Genomic DNA, 19,923 nt, shown 5'->3' with positions numbered 1-19,923 from the left:
TAAAGAACTCGCCGGTAAGGTCGTTATTCGTCTTACGAATGCTGCGACCGTAGAAGTCGCGCGTATAGAACGAATCGACCAAGAGAATCCGCAACGAACAGTTGCGTGAAAACGGGAATGTTAAGCAGCGCACGGGGAAGCAGCGCGGGCCATGGGAGCCCGCGTCTGCGTTATTTTCAATTCAGGCTAATTGTCGTCGCACCTATTGCCGTGCAGGGCAGCGCGTCTGCAATTGGAATATCGGTCGACGGTGGAACGGCGACCACGATTTCAAGCGCTGCAAATAGCCATCAGACCGTCAATATCGCATCGATCGTCGCCGGGGTTTCGAGCGATACGTATAGCAGTTTCAACGTGAACGCGGCCGTCGTGTCACTCAATAGCGTTGGTATTAATGCCCAAGCGATTCTCAATCGGGCAACGGGTACCCATCCCAGCATTATCGGCGGACCTATCGGCGTAATCGGCCCGCGCGCAGACGTGATATTGGCCGATCCGAGCGGCATTGCGATGAACGATGCTTCGTTCGCAGGAATACGGGCCAGGACCTGCTCCCAGTTTGACGTTCAGAACTGCTGCGTCGATTCCGGCGCCATAACAAGATCGACGTAATGAAAAAGAACAAATCCGGGCGGATCGCACGATCGTCGAAAGCGACGCGCAATTTTGCAGGCACAGGTTACGTGCATTGGGGAACGTTAGGTCGGCTCGTGTCGGTATGTGCCGCGCTGTTGGCAGCCTCGCACGTAGACGTCGCATATGCGCAGGCGGCCGATCCGCTGGGCGAGCAGGAGCAGCGCCGCCGCGCGCAGGAACAGGCGATCGAGCGCGAGCGTGCGATCAATGCGCCAAACGTTGCGCTTCAGCCCGTCGAGCGTCCGGCCGAAGACGACGGCAAGGTTCCCGTCGAAACACCGTGCTTCAAGGTCGACGAACTGACGCTGGAAGTGCCGCCCGGTTTGAGCGATTCCGTGGAGTCGGCTGGTGCACGTGCGTTGTTGCCCAACCCCCTTTTCCCGGGCGAACTGATGTTCGTCAACGACTATCTGCAGCGCTATCGAGGGCAGTGTGTCGGCAGGGAAGGGCTCAACCTGATCGTGCATCGCGTCATGGCGCTCGTGATCGAAAAGGGATACTCCACGACACGCGTCGTCATCGCACCGCAAGATCTGTCGACCGGCAAGCTGAAGCTTCAACTGATCCCTGGCGTCATCAGCGCGATTCGCTTCGCCGATCCGTCGACGTACGGCACGTGGCGCAACGCATTTCCGACGAAGGCAGGCGATCTGCTGAATCTGCGCAATCTCGAGCAGGGCCTCGAGCAGATGAAGCGCGTGCCGAATCAGGATGTTGACATGCAGATCGTGCCGGGACCGTCGACCGGTGAAAGCGACGTCGTGATTTCGGTCAAGCGCACGAAACCGTGGTCGCTTTCCGTGAGCGCCGACGATAGCGGGCTCAAGTCGACCGGCCAGTTTCAAGGCAGCGCCAGCCTGACGCTCGACAATCCGCTTGGTCTGTCCGACCTCTTCAACGTCAGCTACAACCACGACATCGACGGCCATACGAGCCAATACGGCACGCACGGCAGCAGCGCGTATTACTCGATTCCCTGGGGCAACTGGACGTTCACGTCCACGGCCAGCCAGTACGACTACCACCAGCAGATCGCAGGCGCGTTCTCGACGCTCGTATCGAGCGGCAAGTCCAGCAATTTCGACGTCAAGGCGGAATACCAGTTCTATCGCAATCAGGTGCAGAAGAACACGGTCGAGTTCCGCGTTGGTAAGCGCTTCAGCGAAGCGTTCATCGACGGTACGGAAATCGGTGTTCAACACCGCGACAATAGCTATGCGGAAGTCGGCTGGGAACACAAACATTACTTCGGCGCTGCGCAACTCGACAGCACGCTCGCCTATCGGTGGGGCGTGCCGTGGTTCGGCGCACAGCCGGATCTGCCGGGTGCGGGCGCAGGTATCCCCACGTACTACTACCACATGGAGACGGTCGACGCGACGTTGAGCGTGCCGTTCACCATCGCGGGTTTCCCGTTGCGCTACTCGACAACGGTGCGTGCGCAGAACACGCCCAACATGCTTTATCCCACCGAATACTTTTCGATCGGCAGTCGCTATACCGTGCGCGGGTTCGATGGCAACACGATGCTGGCTGCCGAGAGGGGCATCTTCATTCGCAACGATCTGGAGATTCCGTTTTCGCGTTTCGGGCAGGCGCTGTATTTCGGCATCGACGGCGGCGAGGTTTTCGGTCCCGAAGCAAACAATCTGCTTGGCCGCCGTCTGGCGGGTGCCGTGGTCGGTGTGCGCGGCAGCGCATTCAAGCACGTCAGCTATGACGTTTTCATCGGCGGTCCTTTGTACCAGCCGGCCCGTTTCCCGAACCACTGGCCGGTGGCGGGCTTCAGCGTGAGTTTCCTGCTATGAACAAGAATATCTATCGCGTCATTTTCAATGCAGCGCGTGGTCTCTGGACGGCTGTGCAGGAAACAGCAACAGGTACAGGAAAGGGTCGCTCGGCCGGCACGCCTTTTAGCACGCATCGTCGCGCGCCTTCAATGCACGTACGTGTGGGCTTCGTCGACATGCTGTCGATGCGGCACGTCGCGTTCGCGGCATTGTGCGTACTCGGCATGCAGCCGCTGTGGGCCGATGCCCAGGTCGTCGCGGCACCTGCATCGGGTAGCAAGCCGATCGTCGGCGTAACCGCGAACGGATTGCCGATCGTTCAGATTGCCACGCCGAATTCGGCCGGCGTTTCAAACAACCCGTACACGCAGTACAACGTCGGTTCGCAAGGCCTGATCCTGAACAACTCGCCGGGCAATGTGCAGACCCAACTTGGTGGGTACGTGACGGGTAACCCGAATCTTGGTGCCGGCAGCGCGCGCGTCATCGTGAACCAGGTCGTGGGTGGCAACGCGAGCCAGTTGCTTGGATATACCGAGGTGGCAGGCCAGAGGGCAGATGTTGTTATCGCCAACCCGGCCGGCATCTACTGTAGTGGCTGCGGCTTCATCAACACGAGCCGCGGTGTCCTGACGACTGGCACGCCGGTCTTCGGCGGTACGGGCAGTCTCGATGCTTTTCACGTGACGGGTGGCCAGATACAGATTGGAACGGCGGGGCTCAACGGCAGCAACGTCGACCAGGTCGACCTGATCGCGCGCAGCGTGGCGATCAACGGCAAGGTGTGGGCAGGGCAGTCGCTCAATGTCGTGGCGGGCAACAACGACGTACGCTATAGCGATCTGAGTGCGCAATCGCTCGGGTCGGACGGCAATAGCCCGGGAGTGGCGATCGACGTCGCGCAGCTCGGTGGTATGTACGCCGGCAAGATCATGCTGGTGGGCACGGAGGCAGGCGTTGGCGTCAATAGCGCCGGCACGATTGCGTCGCAAGGCGGCGACGTGCAGATCAGCAGCCAGGGCAAGATAACCTTGTCAGGCTCGACGAGTGCGAACGGCAATGTCGCGATCTCCGCAGCGGGCGACGCGGCGAACAGCGGCTCCGTCTATGCGACGCAAAACACCACGTTGAACAGCCAGGGGCAGGTGACCAACAGCGGCACGATCGCTGCGCTCGGCAACACAAGCGTCACGGGCGCGAGAATTAATTCGACCGGCTCACTCGGCGCGGGAGTCGACGCGAACGGCAACATCACCGGAACAGGCAACCTTTCGGTGACGGGCTCGGGTGCCGTGACTGCCGCCGGGCAGCAGATGGCGGGTGGCAATCTCGCGCTGTCGGGTAGTAGTTTGAACATGGCAGGCGGGCAAACGCTGACGAAGGGCAACGCGTCCCTGACAGCGACTGGCGCCGGCGGCGACACAGGCAACATCGTCCATACGGGTGCGTCGCTGCAGACGAGCGGCATCCTGACTGCCAATGCCGCGGGGACCGTCACGAACGATCAGGGGCAGGTGAGTGCCGCGCAGTTGAGCGTGACGGCAGGTGGCATTTCAAATCGCGGCGGTACGTTGTCGCAAACGGGCGCGAGCGACACGACGTTGGCAGCATCCGGCGCGTTCGACAACACCGGCGGCACCGTCACGACGAACGCGCAAAACACCACGATCCGTTCGGGCAGCCTGACCAACGCGAACGGGGCGATTAGCCAGGCGGGCACGGGGGCGCTGGGTGTCAAGACCGGTGCGCTCGATAATGGTCGCGGCAGCATTGGCACGAACGGCGTAGCGACGATTGCGGCTACCAGCCTTCAGAACGGTTCAGGCTCGATCACGTCGGCTCAGGCGCTCAACGTGGCGTCGAGCGGCAACATCGACAATACGGCGGGCCGGCTCGAAGCGGCCGGCGCGGTGAACGTGTCGGGCGCGAACGTGCAGAACACGGCCGGACGCATCGTGTCGGGCAACGGCGATGGCCTCACGCTCACGGCGAGCGGCCAGATCACGAACGCTGCGGGCGCGACGGCCCAGGGCGCGACGGGCGGTGTAATTGGCGGCAACGGCAATGCGACGATCAACGCGGCAACGCTCGCCAACAGTGGCACGGTCACGGCCGCGCAGAACTTGCAGGTAGCGACATCGGGAACCCTCGACAACAGCGGGGGATCGATGAGCGCCGCGACGCTCATAGCGAATGCAGCGTCGTTGAAGAACGCAAACGGCACGATCAGCGCCAGCACCGTGTCAGTCACGGCGCCGCAGTTCGACAATAGCGGCGGGAAGATTACCGCGAACCAGATCAATGTAAGCGCCACGAACCTGACGAACCACAACGGTGCGCTCACCCAGCTTGGTTCGGGGGCAATCGGCGTGAATGTCAGCGGCACGCTCGACAATTCGGGCGGCGGCCTGATCCAGACCAACAGCACGGATCTGACGCTTGCGCCGTCGGCGTTGAACAACAACGGCGGCACGATCACCCATGCAGGCACCGGCACGCTGACGATCGACTCGGGCAGCGGCACGGGGTCGCTGACGAACGTCGGCGGCAAGATCGTGACGAATGGTCTGGCAAACCTGTCGGCCGGCAGCATGGACGACACGGGCGGCACGATCTCCGCACAGACCGGATTGAATGGGACTGTTGCGGGTGCATTGAACAATACGAATGGACAGCTTGAATCGAACGGGGACCTGAGCGTCACTAGCGGTTCGGCCATTGCGAATGCCAACGGGACGATCGCCGCAGCGGGTAACGAGTCCGTGCAGGCAGCTTCGTTGACGAACAGCGGCAGCGTGACTGCGGGCCAGAATCTCAACACTACCGTCACCGGCACGCTGGACAACAGCGGCGGGACGCTCAGCGCGCAAACGGTCACGGCTAACGCTGCGTCGCTGAAGAATGCGAACGGGACGATCAGTGCCGATACCGTGTCGGTAACTGCCGCGCAACTCGACAACAGCGGCGGGAAGATCACGACGAACCACCTCGCTCTTGTTGCCACGAACCTGACGAACGAGCATGGGTCGATCACCCAGCTCGGAACGGGCGCAATGGGGCTCGGCGTGAGCGGCACGCTCGACAACTCCAACGGTGGCGTGATCCAGACGAAAAGCACTGATCTGACACTTGCCCCGGCGACATTGAACAACAACGGCGGAACTATTACGCATGCCGGGACCGGCACGCTGTCGATCGATACAGCCAATGGCACGGGCGCGGTCACTAACGTCGGTGGCTCGATTATCAGCAACGGTCGGACGGCGCTGTCCGCAGGCAGTGTCGACAACACCGGCGGAGCGATCGGCGGTCATGCCGGTCTGGTCGCGTCGGTTTCTGGTGCGCTGAACAACACGCACGGCCAACTGGCGTCGAACGTGGATTTGAGCGTGTCGAGCGGTGGCATCCTGAACAACGCCAGCGGTGTGATTGTTGCGACGGGCAATAACTCGGTGCAGGCCGCGTCGTTGACGAACAGTGGCAGCATCACGGCCGGACAGAATCTGGACACCATCGTTGCTGGTACGCTCGACAACAGTGGCGGCACGCTGAGCGCCCAGACGGTGACGGCAAGCGCCGCGTCATTCAGGAACACGAACGGCGTCGTGAGCGGCAACGCGGTGACGATGTCGATTGCGCAGCTCGACAACAGCAATGGCCGGATCACCACGAACCAGCTTGGTGTCACCGCGACGAACCTGACGAACGAAGGGGGATCAATCACGCAGCTCGGGACCGGCGCGATGGGCCTCGGCGTGAGTGGCACGCTCGACAACTCGAACGGCGGCGTGATCCAGACGAAAAGCACCGATCTGACGCTTGCGCCCGCGACCTTGAACAACAACGGCGGCACGATCACGCATGCCGGCACCGGCACGCTGTCGATCGATGCAGCCAATGGCACGGGTGCGGTCACCAACGTCGGCGGCTCGATTGTCAGCAATGGACAGGTCGATCTGAATGTGGGCAGCCTGGACGACACAGGCGGGAGCATCGGCGGGCAGTCCGGGCTGAGCGCGACGCTCGCCGGCGCCCTGAACAACACCCGGGGACAACTCCAATCGAACGGGAACCTGAGCGTCACAAGCGGCGCGGGCATCACGAACACCAGCGGCACGATCGCTGCGTCCGGCAATAACACGGTGCAGGCCGCGTCGCTGACGAACGGCGGCAGCATCACGGCCGGACAGAATCTCAGCGCCACCGTCAGTGGCACGCTCGACAACGGCAACGGAACGTTGAGCGCGCAGGCGATCACGGCAAACGCCGCGTCATTCAGAAACGCAAACGGCGTCGTGAGCGGCAACGCGGTGACGATGTCGATTGCGCAGCTCGACAACAGCAATGGCCGGATCGCCACGAACCAGCTTGGTGTCACCGCGACGAACCTGACGAACGAAGGGGGATCAATCACGCAGCTCGGGACCGGCACGATGGGCCTCGGCGTGAGTGGCACGCTCGACAACTCGAACGGCGGTGTGATCCAGACCAATAGCACGGACCTGACGCTTGCTTCCGCGTCCGTGAACAACAACAGCGGCACGATCACGCACGCCGGCACCGGCACGCTAACGATCAAGCCGAGCAATGGCACCGGGTCGCTGACGAACGTCGGCGGCAAGATCGTGACCAATGGACAGGCCTCGGTGTCGGTCGGCAGCCTCAACAACACCGGGGGCAAACTGGCGTCGCAAGGCGTCATGACTGCGACCGTCCAGGGGACGCTGAACAACACGAACGGACGGCTGTCGTCGGGCACCGGACTGACCGCCACCAGCGGCGGTCAGCTGATCAATGCCGGCGGCGTGATCGGCGCGGGCGGCGCGGCGACCGGCAGCACGCTGAGTCTCGCTGCATCGTCGATCGACAACTCGGGCGGGGCGATCACCAATCTCGGGAATGGCGCGACGACGATCAACGGCGGCAGCCAGATCGCCAATAGCAATGCGGGCGGCGCCTCCGGCATGGGTTCGATCAGTGGTAACGGCAACGTGACGCTGAACGCGACGTCTGTCTCCAACACGCAGGGCGGGCAACTGAGCGGCGCGAACCTGCAGATCAACACAGGCAATCTGGACAACACCGGCGGGGAAATCGGCAATGTCGCCAACATGACGGGCGACGTCGGGATTGCGACGGGTATGCTGACCGCCACGAGCGGCCAGATCAATGCATCCCGGAATCTGTCGGTCACTGCGAATACGCTGGCAGGCGGCGGCACGTACAGTGCGGTCAACGATCTTTCGTTGAACCTGCAGGGGAACTTCACCACTTCGCCGAACTACGGCTTCAGTGCAGGGCACAATCTGAGCTTCACGCTGCCCGGCACGTTCAGCAATGGCGGCGCGCTGTCGGCCGTAAACGGGCTGAACATCAATGCCGGCGACATCCAGAACTCGGGAACGCTGGGGGCCGGTGGCCTGCTGACCACGCACTCGAACACGCTGACCAATACGGGCACGATCGTCGGCGGCAGCGTGTCGCTGAATGCCACCCAAAGCCTGTCGAATCTGGGCACCACCGCGCTGATCGGTGCGACGGACAGCGCGGGCACGCTCGAACTGCTTGCGCCGGACATCGAGAACCGCGACGACACAACCGGGACCGACACGCAGGCGATGACCGCGATCTACGGTCTCGGCAAGGTCGTTCTGGCTGGCGGCAAGGATGGGAGCGGCAATTACACCAACGCGAATCTGATCCGGAACCAGTCCGCGCTGATCCAGTCCGGCGGCGACATGGAGATCGATGCGAACCAGGTGACGAACACGCGCCGCGTGATGACCACGGGCGGCTTCACGTCGTCGATCGACCCGGCCCTGCTGCAAAGCCTCGGCATCAGCCTGTCAGGATGTGACGCCACTTACCTGGCTGCGTGTGGGCCGGGTAATCCGCAGGTCCTGGGTTCCAGAGGCGCCCCGACGCTGATCGGTGGCGTGCCTACCGATCCGCCGCACGGCGGCCAGTGGAACAGCACTTACCAGTACACGACCTATACGGGCGACGCAGTCGCCAATACGGTCACGTCCGTTAGCCCTGAATCGCAGATCATCGCCGGCGGCAACCTGAAAGCGTCATCGGTCGGGACGTTCCAGAATTACTGGAGCCAGGTGGCCGCGACGGGCAACATCGCGTCGCCCACGACACTCGACCAGAACAGCTGGCAAGGCCAGAGTGCTCCGCAGGTGCAGGTGACGTACTCGGGGCAATATCACTACGACAACTACGACAACAGCGAATACAACTGGCAGTTGCCGTTTGGCACTGCCCATTTTGTCACCTCCAATCCCGGCGGCTACACTCAGGCGGCGCCGGCCGACATCCGCACGTATGCGCTGCCGGCGTACGAATCCTCGTTCACGGCGGGCGGTACGCTCAGTGGCACGGGCGTGACGATCAACAACACGGCGGGCAACGCAGGGGTGACGCCGCTCGGGCTCCTGCCCGGGCAGACTTTATCGGGCTCGGGAGCTGGTTCCGTGAGCGGGACGATCGGCGCGCAGGGTGTCGGCGCGATTGGTGCGGGCGCGGTGAGCGGAACGATCGGCACGAATGGCGTGGGGGCGATTGGCGCGGGTGTGGTGAGCGGATTGATCAGCGTGGGCAGTGGTGTGCATCCGGGCGCGGTGGCAATCCAGGGCGGCCGCCTTCTTAACAGCGGCCTTGCGAACTGCAACAATCCGATCATTGCGGCTGCGACGGCAGTCAAGGTGCTCAACAACATCACAGTGCCGCAAGGCGGGCTCTTCCACGCGGATACCGCGCCGAATGCGCCGTATCTTGTCGAGACCAACCCCGCCTTCACGAACCAGCAGCAGTGGCTGTCGAGCGACTACTACTTCCAGCAGATGGGCATGAACCCCGGCCAGATCCAGATGAGGCTGGGCGATGGGTTCTACGAGCAGAAGCTCGTGCAGGACCAGGTCCTGTCGATGACCGGAAAGTCGGTGCTGACGAACTACGCGAACACGCAGGACGAATTCAAAACCCTGATGACGTCAGGCGCTGCACTCGCGAAGTCGCTCGATCTGGCGCCTGGTACTGGCCTGTCGCCCGAGCAGGTGTCGCAACTGACGAGCAACGTCGTGATCATGCAGACGCAGATCGTCGACGGGCAGTCGGTGCTCGTGCCGGTGGTCTATCTGGCACAGGCGAGCCAGGAGAACATGGGTAACGGTCCGGTTATCGCGGCGACGAACATCGATCTGCAGAACGCGCAAACGGTCACCAACAGCGGCACGATCAAGGCGGCGAACAGCTTCGCGATCAGTGGGCAGAGCATCGACAGCTCGTTCGGCACGCTGCAAAGCGGCGGGCAGATGTCGCTGGTGACGACGGGTGATGTGAATCTCACGTCGGCGACGCTCAATGCGGGAAGCCTGGCGCTGCAGGCGGGTGGCAACCTGGTTCTGAACACAGCGGCGAACACGCTCAGCCAGGTCAGCGACACCGGTGCGACGCGTGTTACGACGACGCTTGGCCCCGTAGCTAGCATCAACGTGACGGGTAACGCGGCGATTACGACGGGCGGCAACTTCGAGCAGGACGCGGCCAGCCTGAATGTGGGTGGCGCGCTGGGCATGAGCATTGGCGGCAACTGGAACCTCGGGGTGCTGCAGACCGGGGAGACCAAGGTTGTGGCTCGTGCGAACGGTATTTCCGATACGCACATTGTGAGCGATGTGGGCAGCAGCGTGAAGGTCGGGGGTGTGTCCTTGATCGCTGTGGGCGGAGATCTCACGGCGACCGGTGCGAACATCAACCTGGGCGGTGGAGGAACTGTCGCGGCAGGGGGCAACGTGACGCTGCAGGCGGCGACCGCAACGTCGACGGTGGACAGCAACAGCTCCGGTAGTGATCATCACGGCAGCTACGCGGAGACGTTGCACACGTCCGACGATACGGTGACGGGCACTACGCTCAAGAGCGGCAACAGCCTGAATATCGTGTCCGGTAAGGACATCAACGTGGTGGGCAGCACGGTCGATCTCGACAAGGGCAATGCGTTGCTCATGGCGGCAGGGAGCGTCAACGTCGACGCGGCAACGGAAACGCATGTCGACAACTCGAATGAGACGCATAGCCACAGCGGCGTCGCGAGCCACACGAGTGCGGCCAATCGCGTCGACCAGACGACGACGCAGGCCGATGGCAGTGCCATTTCGGCGGACGGCGTGTCGGTCATCAGCGGCAAGGACATTAACGTGACCGGCAGCAGCATCGTCGGAACGAACGCTGTTTCGCTCGCTGCGAAGGGCAGTGTGAATATCCTTGCTGCGACTGACACTTATCAGGATTCCGAGTTTCACGATGTCAAGCACTCGGGACTGTCGGGAAGCGGCGGCTTTGGCTTCAGTGTTGGATCGAGCGAGCAGAAAGATCAGTACGATGCGAATTCCGTTACGCAGAGCCAGTCGCGCAGCACGGTCGGTGCTGTGCAGGGCAACGTGTCGATCACCGCGGGCAAGGACGTTCATATTGGCGGTAGCGACATCATCGCCAACCAGGCTGCGGACGATGTGACGGGCAAGACCGGCAACATCGGTATCAAGGCGCAGAACATCACGATCGACCCGAGTCAGGACACGGCACAGTCGCGGGATCAGCAGTCGGCGCATTCGAGCGGCGTCACGGTGGGTGTGAGCGGTACGCCGCTCGACACTGCGCGCAACCTCAAGGCGGCGGGTTCGTCGGGTAATGCTTACCAGCGCGGCACCGGCATTGCGAATGAGATTACCGCGAGTACGCTCGACACGCCTTCGGTGACACTCTCGTACGGGCACAGCAGCAGTTCAAGCACGACCACCCAGTCGAGCCTGTCCAATGCGGGCAGCACGGTGCGCGGTGGCAACAACGTGAGTCTGGTCGCGACCGGCGGCGCATTGACCGACGCGAACGGCCAACCGCTCGACGGCGACATCAGCGTGACCGGTTCGACCATCAGTGCGAAGGGCACGGCGATCTTCGACGCGAATCGCAATGTCACGTTCCAGGCCTCGACCGACCAGATGCAGCAGAGCTCGCAGTCGAGCAGTTCGAGTTCGAGCTTTCAACTGGCGAGCCCGAGTCTGGGCGATCTGTCGCGCTGGATTCAGGGCGGCCCGAATGCGGGTGGCGTGAGTTCGTCGCCGTATAACGCGGGCAGGAGCAGCCAGGACGGCAACTCGTCGTCGACGCAGCAAACCGCGACAGTCGTGACCGGCAATAGCGTGATCGTGAAGAGCCACACGGGCGACATCGATGTGATCGGTTCGGGTATCAGCGGGACGCAGGGCGTCGATCTGGTGGCGAGCGCCGGCGCGATCAATGTACTGGCTGGCACGGATACGAACACGAGCCACCAGGAGTCCAGCGGCCATCAGTTTGGCAGCCTGGGCAGCAACGGCAGCGGCACGGGCTTCACCGTGGGCGTAGCGAACAGCCATTCGGTGCAGGACACGGCCGGCCAGACGCAGAGTACGATCCGCAGCCAGATTGTGAGCGGCAAGGGCAACGTAACGCTGGATGCGAATCAGGACATCACTGTACAGGGCGCGGACCTGACTGCGGGCAAGGACCTGACGCTGATCGGGCAGAACCTGAATCTCGATCCGGGCACGGACGCGCAGCAGAGCAGCATGAGCCAGAGCGCGAGCCAGTACGGCGTGACGCTGGCGCTGGGCGGTGCGGCAGGCAACGCCGCTGCGGCGATCAACCAGGCGGCCGGCTCACACCGCGCGAGCGATCCGCGGCTTGCGGCGATCGACAGCGCCAAGGCGGCGCTGGCGGTCTACGACGTGGTCAATACGGCCGAGCAGCTTGCCAGTACCGGGACGAGCAGTCAGGCGCTGGTCAAGGTGACCGTCAGCGTGGGTGGCGGCAGCAGCCGCAGCGAGTCGCAGCAGAGTTCGACGGTCAACGGCGGCAGCACGCTAGGCGCAGGCGGCACCGTCACGCTGGTGGCGACCGGCAGCGGCGCGAAAGACGCGAGCGGCGTTGCTACCGACGGGGACATCAATTCCCGCGGCACGGTGATTTCCGGCAACGACGTGGTGCTTAACGCGGCGCGGGACATCAACCTGCAAAGCGCACAGGACCTGGCGCACCAGACGAGCAGCAACAGCAGCAGCAGCGGGAGCATCGGCGTGGGTTTCGGGCTGGGAGGCCAGCAGAACGGCTTCACGATTGAGCTGGCCGCGAGCGCTGCGAAGGGCCACGCGAATGGCGACAGTGTGACCAATCGCGACACGCAGATTACCGCCGCGAACAACCTGTCGATCACCAGCGGGCGTGATACGAACCTGCGCGGTGCGGAGGTGGCGGGTAACACGGTCGATGCGAACGTGGGCCGCGACCTGAACATCCAGAGCGTGCAGGACACGGACAGCTACGACAGCAAGCAGGTGAGCGGTGGCTTCAACATGAGCATCTGCGTGCCGCCGATCTGCTATGGCTCGACCGTGAGCGGTAGCGCAAGTGCCAGCGACGAGACCATCAAAAATCGCTTCCAGTCGGTGAATGTGCAAAGCGGAATCCGTGCGGGCGACGGTGGATTCAACATTCAGGTGGGCAATCACACGCAACTTGACGGCGGCGTGATCGCGAGCACGGCGACGCAGGATAAAAACACGCTGTCGACGCAGACGTTCGGCTATACCAATCTGCAGAATACGGCCGAGTCCTCGGGTTCAACGCTGGGTGCGAGTTTTAGCGGCTCGGCGGGTGAGAGTTCGCCCGACGGGGTGACCTTTAGTCCGTCGAAGGATAGCCCGTACCAGAACCAGCTGGGGCAGGCGGGTCTTGGGGTGGCGGGCGTGAGCAGCAGTGCCTCGGGGACGACGTATGCGGCGGTGAGTCCGGCGACGATCACGGTGCGCGGCGACGCGGGTACCGGGCACGACAGCACGGCGGGTCTGAGCCGGGACGTGGCGGGCGCGAACGCCGGCGCCGTGCAGAACACGTTCGATGCGCAGAAGGTGCATGACGACATGGCCGTGCAGCAGGGGACGGTACAGGTCGGGATGCAGGTGGTGGGGGACATTGCGACGAAGCTGGAGGACCAGGCAAACCGGAACGTCGACAGGGCGAAGGCAGCCAGGGATGCGGCGAGTGATCCGCAGGATGAGGCGCAGGCCCAGGCGGATCTGGACGCGGCGAACCGGGAGGCGGCGCTGTGGGGCAACGACGGGGCGGCGCGGATCGCATCGCATGCGGTCGTCGCGGGGCTGGGTGCGGCGCTGGGCGGAGGCAGCGTTGCTGGCGCGGTGGGCGGCACGGTGGCGGGTGACCTGGTCGGGAATGCGGCCAGCAATGCACTGGGGGATACTGCGGGCGGGAAACTGCTGTCGAATGTCGCGTCGGGACTGGCGGGGGCCTTGGCGGGTGGTGCGCTGGGCGGCTCTGGCGGGGCAATGAGCGGGGCGAATGGGGCGTTGGGTGCGGATCTGTTCAACCGGCAACTGCATCCAGAAGAACGCACCTGGGCAATGCAGCATGCGAATGATTTTGCAGCGTATTACGAGCGCACTACTGGTCAGGCGATTTCATCGACAGATGCGCAAAACATGCTGCTCGCGAACGGCTACATTCGAGTCGATAACGCCGCTGCGAGCGGGCCTGGTTACAACGCAGTGGCAGCGCAGTACCTTACGGCGAATGCCGGAAGCCTGTTCTCAGCGACGCCGGCTCAAATGGCAAGCCCTCTGTCGGGCGGGAATCCAGATGGTACGCCGACACCTGAGCAGATGGCCTTGCCGGGTTCAACGGCGCATCCGGCGATTGGTTTGGCAATTGCGGGAGCGTTGGCAGCGCCCGCTATACTCCCCGCATTGGCAGCGATACCGGGCGCACCGATCTTGAGCTCAGGCGGTGCATTGGGTTCGGGGGCATGGGCTTCACCTGTTGGAATTGGCGTTATCACTGGCGCAGTGAATGCTTCATCGCAGTATATCCAGACTGGCTCTGTCAATCCTGTTGACGTAGGCTATGCTGCTCTTGCTGGTGGGCTAGGTACTGCCGGTGGACTTCTATGGAATATCGCTGTCAATGCGGGAACGGGAGCAGCGGATACCTATACAAACAATAAGATTTTAGGAAAAAGCGATAGCATCGCTACTGGGTCACTAGTAAACGCTGGTGCAGCGATCATCGGTTATGGTATAGGCCTGACGGCTCAGAATTTGCTTCCGGCGACCAACTGGTTTATTCCGAACAATATACCCGTCATTGGCGCAGGTGCAGCAGGTGCTGCGGGGTCGGAGATGGGCACCAAAGCCATCAATGACGCAAAAAGCAATATGGGAAAATAGAGCATGTCTCATCTGATTTCGATTTATCTTAAGTTGATTATCCTATCGCTCATTGGAATGGCTGCGGTAAAAATTTGGGCAATTTTTATTGTTGTTTGGATGCATGGCGGGAAGTATCAATGGACCTGGATGGATGCCAAATCAATTTTGGTAAATGGCTTGGTACTTGCTGCGGTATTTTGCGCCATTGCAACTATAACCATTTATCGCGAGAAAAATAGATCGTAGGTACCTGTTCAACCGGCAGTTGCATCCGCAGGAGAAGACACTCGCGCAGCAGCTTGCAGCGGCCAGTAGTGGTCAGTACACCGAGGCGCAGATCGAAGACCAGATGCGGATCATGGGTGTGTCGGTGAATGGCGCATACGAACCAGGGACTGCGAGCACGCTGATCGGCCAGATGCCCACTGACTCGGGTGCCCGGTGGATGGCCTCGCCACAAACAGCCGGCGGGCAACCGGTTCTGACGCAGATTACCGCGCAGCCCAATTCACAACTGCAAGCGTACATCATGGCGAATTACAACTCGGTGGCCCCGGGCGGAGTGCCGAGCGCGATGACCTACACGCCCACACCGCCGCAGCCACAATACGGATCGCAGGGTATTTCGACGGGTTCGTCGGCCGGTACCATCTGCCCCAATGGAAACTGCGGGGTAAGCTATGGTTCCATCCCCACGCAGCAGCAAATGTCGGACGCAGCCGGGACGGCCTCGGCGCAACTCGGCGTGGTCAGCGCAACGGCGGCAGCCGTTGCAGCTCGAACGGCGGCAGAGCCATACATTGCAGAGCCTGCGGCGGCTTTTTCGATCACCACAGGTGCCGTGTCTTTCATGCTTGGAGGCGTGCAACAGATGCTGAAGCCTAATGTTGGGCAATATCTTACCGAAGGCGTGGCTATCGGTTATGGCACATATGTGCTTGGTAACGCGTACCCGCTACTTGGACCAGTAATTACGCAACTGGGCAACGCGGCCCCCGATCTCGTTCCAGCCATCACATCTTTCGAAGATAAGTTCAACGTGTTTTTCAATGGAACTTCCGACCGGAAATAATCATGAGTTTTGATTTCATCAAAGACGGAAACATCTCGCGACCGTACAGAGTCGGCATTTATCTTGTCGGTCTTTTGCTATTCGTTTTGCCGGTCGAATATATGGCCTCGTCATGGATCTCAAAAGCGATTGTAATTTCCGGGGCGGTCGTAATGGCCGTTGGCGGTTACACCTCGTGGGCGAATACTATCGGCCTGAAGCCGTTTGATAACTCGTATAAAAAAGCGCGCGAGAGCTACGAAAGCAGAGATGAAGACCAAGATAAATCGCAATGACGAAAGACCTGTACAACAGACAGCTCCATCCCGACGAGCGGCAATGGGCGAAGGACCACGCGAAGGACTTCGCCGCTTTCTATGAGAAAACCACGGGGCAGGCGGTCACCGAGGACCAGGCATGAAAACATGCTGCTGGCCAACGGATACCGGCTGGTCGACGCAGCGGCAAATCAGGGGCCGGGTGGTAACTCAGTGGCAGTGGCGTATATAAGTCAAAATGCCAACGGTCTGTTTGTCAAGGATCAGTACTACAACAATCCCTTCATGTTTGGGAACAAGGATGACTCGCTGACGCCTGAACAACTGGCATTGCCGGGAGCCATTGCGACTCCGACTGCGGGACTTGGCATTGCGGCGGTGCTCACGGGTGGCTTGGCATTGGGACCGGAAGCATCAGCAGCGGCTTTGGCGGCAGCAAAGACATGTGCGGCGAACCCGGTCCTTTGCTTTAATCAAGCGACAATCGCTATCGGCGAACTGATCGCAGGACCTGCTATGCCTGCGGGGACGGGCGCTGCTGTCGTGCTTGCTTCGAAGATCAATAACTTTTATCGTGATGGCGCATCGCCCGAAATCATTCAGCAGACGTTCAACCAAGCCGCCCTGAGTTCTACGCACAACGCCGGCGCAAGTGAGGTCGTTCTAGGAAAATACATCGCCGGGAGCGACAGTTCATACGAAGCAGTTGCCCAAGCGCGAGGGTCGACGTATTTTTCGATGTCTGATTGGGCTACAGTGCAAGGGCAACTGGGCGAATCGCAGATGTGGAATATTAATAAGGCGTTCCTTGACCAGCAAATGGCTGCCGGGAAGAGTTTCATATTTACGGCTGACCCAGCTCAGGCTAGTTTAAGGTCTTACACTTATCGTGAATACCAATATCTGCAAAATTCGGGATGCGAAATTAGCCTTGGAAAGGACGGGTATTATCATGCAGTTAACAAGTGACATCGATAGCATTAATCTCCTGGATGAGACGGTTAGAGATTACTACGCGAAAAGCGGGAACAGAAGCGCCATACGTTTTCTACACAGAAAAGGGGGTGAGGGCGATAACTTTTTCACGCACTTTCTGATTGATAGAAAGCATGTGATTTGTTATGAAATCGGCACAGACAGAGGGATGTGGCTAGGCGCAGTGTCATTAGCAATTGGCCCGCACTATTTTGGGCCAGCAGATTTTTGGTCCTATGAAGCCAGCGAGCGATTCAAGATGGACGCCAGCACCGATGCGGTCATACACAATCTAGCACTCCTTGATGAGTTCTTTGGTTACCCGGATGCACTGAAACATGCTTATGGTTACAAACCATAGTCACTTCTGTACAACCGGCAGTTGCATCCACAAGAAAAGACCAAGGCCCAACAGATAGCCGCGAATGCGGCAGCGCAAGGTATCACGAACCCCGATGGATCGCCTATTACAGCGGATCAAATTGAGAACGCGATGCGTGCGGCTAACAACAGCCAGTATGGAGAGATTGTCGCGACGGGCGTCGTGGTGCCGTTGAACGCGAACACCCCCGCCAGCGCGGTCTACGACACAACGGGCATGAAGACGGTAAGCGACAGTTCGGGCAACTATCTTGTGCAGGATCCGTCGATGCTCGCGACGCCTTCGCAGGCGCTGCAAAACCTGATTCAGCAGAACACCGGCGGCACGAACTCACCCTACAGTTGGAATCCACCGTCTACTCAAAAAGCTGTGGCGCCGACAATCGACGCGACGGGGCCATTTACCCCGAATGCTAACGGTCAGTTGACCGCCGAAAGTGTCGCTGGCATTGCTGAGACACCAATGGAAACCCGATCATGGGAGCAAATCCAGCAGGGGCAGAATCGACTCGTTGCTGGTGTGGCTACAACAGTCGCGACCGCAGGCTGGGGCTTTGCTGTTGAGTCCGGTGCAATTGGCGGAGCGCTGGCCTATGGCGGTGCAGGGCTGATCGGTGGCGCCGCAAATGCTGGCGTGCAATACGCGAACACAGGCAAAATAGACTGGATTGATACAACGGCCGCAGTGGGAACGAGTGTGCTTGGTGGCGCCTTTACAGAGTATACAAGCACCTTACCCATTAGCAGCGCCCTGCGGAATTATCTGGCTAATCCAGTTGGCTTGGCGGGGATCAATGGCGTTGGCGGGGCGGTTACTACCGTCGTCAAAAACAGCATGGATGGGACTGACGAAAGCGCCCTCAAAAGCGCGGCCATTGCTGCCGCTGCTACAGTTGCAGGTTATAGCGTAGGTTTTGGCGCGACTCGGGGTAATCCGGATAGCCGGCCGATCCTTAACAATATCCTTGCTGCACCATCCCAGGAACAGTCATCGGTGCTTCTAAATCAGGCGACCACGAGTGGAGAGACAAAGAAATGACGCAGCCAGTTCAAGACCCGGCAGAAGGACTAGGTGATACTCGTGTCGAAGTTTACGGCTCTCCGCCGAAGATGCTGGCTTCAGTCTTGCTGTCCCTGCTCATCGCATTTACCTTGTTTGGCGTATGGGTAAGCGCAGCCCGTCACCACACGCATTCAGCAAGCGTTGGACAGCTAATGTTTGCAATCTGCCTAGGTTTAGGTTACGTCGCGGTTGTGGTGTGGGTTAATAGGCTGGCGTTCAAAAGATTGGCCGAAAATTCGATTGGAATCTTGCGTGGCAAGCCCATATACGTGCTAACACCGCGATTCATTAGCTTTCTGGACGTTTTCGAGGTGCAAATCAACAACGTCATAGACGTCAAAGAGGTCGACCTGAGTACGGGTGGAATCCCCGGTTATGGAAAAAAAGTAGTGATACTAATAACACGTAGTGAAATTCATCTCGGCGGAAATAGTTTGGAGCGTCGAAGCTACGAAAGCAAGATCGGCATGTTGATTTCGACTGCTCGCCAGAGAAAAATCGAGCTTTCAGAACGAAGGGTCGTGCTAATGGATTTGTCGGGAACAAATTTTGGCACTCGTGAAATCTACACGACGGTGAAGCGCCTGTGCGGAGCCTGAGTTTACCGCTGTCTCAACACTTCAACCAACCGACCTGTACAACCGGCAACTGCATCCAGAAGAACGCACCTGGGCAATGCAGCATGCGAATGATTTTGCAGCGTACTACGAGCGCACTACTGGTCAGGCGATTTCATCGACAGATGCGCAAAACATGCTGCTCGCGAACGGCTACATTCGAGTCGATAACGCCGCTGCGAGCGGGCCTGGTTACAACGCAGTGGCAGCGCAGTACATTACGGCGAATGCCGGAAGCCTGTTCTCAGCTACACCCGCTGAAATGGCAAATCCCCAGTTGGGTCGAAATCCGGACGGCACACCTACTCCGGAAGTGTTTGCTCTGCCTGGCGGATCTGCTGTTCCTGGTGCAGGTAAGGCTGCAGCCGCAGGGCTAGGACTGACCACCCTAGGCGTCGCTGCGCCCGCGGTCGCGACGGCGTGGGCACTGGGTACGGCATATGACTATGCTGGCGATACAATCGGTCATCTAATCAACCCTCAAGTTAACGATTCACCAGATTTCTCAAAGTCCTTTACCGTCGGTGGCGTTGCTGGTCTGATGGCGCCGTTGTTGCTCCCGCTTGAGGCAATGGGACCCAGCGCACTTGCCAAGATTGGTGTGACTGGCTACAACAGCATTGTCACTGGAACTGCCGCATTTGGAGGTACAGCTATCACCACACCCGAGAGTAGCCCGTCCCTGTCTGGGGGATTGGGTGCCACTGCAAATGCTGTTGGCGTAGCAGCTCAAACTTGGCTGCCCAAGTATCTCGGTAATATCGTGAACCAGATCGTACAGGTACTTCCAGGTCCCACCCAGTCGGGCATTGAGCACAGCGGCAACCAGCAGAAATGATCATCAACGCAAAGCTACATGAGGC

The 19,923-nt window shown here is 60.4% G+C and carries 12 protein-coding genes; all 12 read left to right on the top strand.

Going from position 1 to position 19,923, the window contains the following annotated elements; genetic code table 11:
- Positions 1–105 precede the first annotated feature (105 nt).
- Entirely contained in the window at positions 106–612 is a 507-nt protein-coding gene (locus M0D68_RS33935) for a filamentous hemagglutinin N-terminal domain-containing protein (protein WP_256456271.1), read from the top strand.
- Positions 612–2,444, top strand: coding sequence for a ShlB/FhaC/HecB family hemolysin secretion/activation protein (locus tag M0D68_RS33930; protein ID WP_256456272.1), 1,833 nt, complete (start codon positions 612–614; stop codon positions 2,442–2,444). Before M0D68_RS33935 ends, M0D68_RS33930 begins: the two co-directional genes overlap by 1 nt.
- Positions 2,441–14,713, top strand: a complete 12,273-nt coding sequence (locus M0D68_RS33925) for a hemagglutinin repeat-containing protein (RefSeq protein ID WP_266226652.1) — start codon at positions 2,441–2,443, stop codon at positions 14,711–14,713. Before M0D68_RS33930 ends, M0D68_RS33925 begins: the two co-directional genes overlap by 4 nt.
- A gap of 3 nt (positions 14,714–14,716) precedes the next feature.
- On the top strand, positions 14,717–14,941 hold the full coding sequence (locus M0D68_RS33920; RefSeq protein ID WP_154561256.1) for a hypothetical protein: 225 nt from the start codon (positions 14,717–14,719) through the stop codon (positions 14,939–14,941).
- A 19-nt stretch (positions 14,942–14,960) separates the two neighbouring features.
- Complete coding sequence (locus M0D68_RS33915; RefSeq protein ID WP_256456274.1) at positions 14,961–15,767, top strand: hypothetical protein; 807 nt, start codon at positions 14,961–14,963, stop codon at positions 15,765–15,767.
- Between the two features lie 2 nt (positions 15,768–15,769).
- Positions 15,770–16,042, top strand: coding sequence for a hypothetical protein (locus tag M0D68_RS33910; protein WP_256456275.1), 273 nt, complete (start codon positions 15,770–15,772; stop codon positions 16,040–16,042).
- On the top strand, positions 16,039–16,167 hold the full coding sequence (locus M0D68_RS33905) for a hypothetical protein (RefSeq protein WP_266226649.1): 129 nt from the start codon (positions 16,039–16,041) through the stop codon (positions 16,165–16,167). Before M0D68_RS33910 ends, M0D68_RS33905 begins: the two co-directional genes overlap by 4 nt.
- Positions 16,168–16,171: 4 nt before the next feature.
- Positions 16,172–16,993 (top strand): hypothetical protein, encoded by an 822-nt coding sequence (locus M0D68_RS33900; protein WP_256456276.1) that lies wholly within the window; start codon positions 16,172–16,174, stop codon positions 16,991–16,993.
- On the top strand, positions 16,977–17,360 hold the full coding sequence (locus M0D68_RS33895) for a hypothetical protein (protein ID WP_256456277.1): 384 nt from the start codon (positions 16,977–16,979) through the stop codon (positions 17,358–17,360). Before M0D68_RS33900 ends, M0D68_RS33895 begins: the two co-directional genes overlap by 17 nt.
- 21 nt (positions 17,361–17,381) lie before the next feature.
- Positions 17,382–18,419 (top strand): hypothetical protein, encoded by a 1,038-nt coding sequence (locus M0D68_RS33890; protein ID WP_256456278.1) that lies wholly within the window; start codon positions 17,382–17,384, stop codon positions 18,417–18,419.
- A complete protein-coding gene (locus M0D68_RS33885; protein ID WP_256456279.1) occupies positions 18,416–19,042 on the top strand; it encodes a hypothetical protein in 627 nt (208 codons plus the stop codon). The genes M0D68_RS33890 and M0D68_RS33885 overlap by 4 nt, the downstream gene beginning before the upstream one ends.
- A 76-nt stretch (positions 19,043–19,118) precedes the next feature.
- Entirely contained in the window at positions 19,119–19,898 is a 780-nt protein-coding gene (locus tag M0D68_RS33880; RefSeq protein ID WP_256456280.1) for a hemolysin, read from the top strand.
- The last annotated feature ends 25 nt before the right edge of the window (positions 19,899–19,923 follow it).

The organism is Paraburkholderia sp. SEWSISQ10-3 4 (genome assembly GCF_030464785.1).
Classification (GTDB): Bacteria; Pseudomonadota; Gammaproteobacteria; order Burkholderiales; family Burkholderiaceae; genus Paraburkholderia; species Paraburkholderia aspalathi.
Note: the sequence above shows the minus strand (reverse complement) of the source record. Positions and strands in the feature narration are given on the sequence as shown.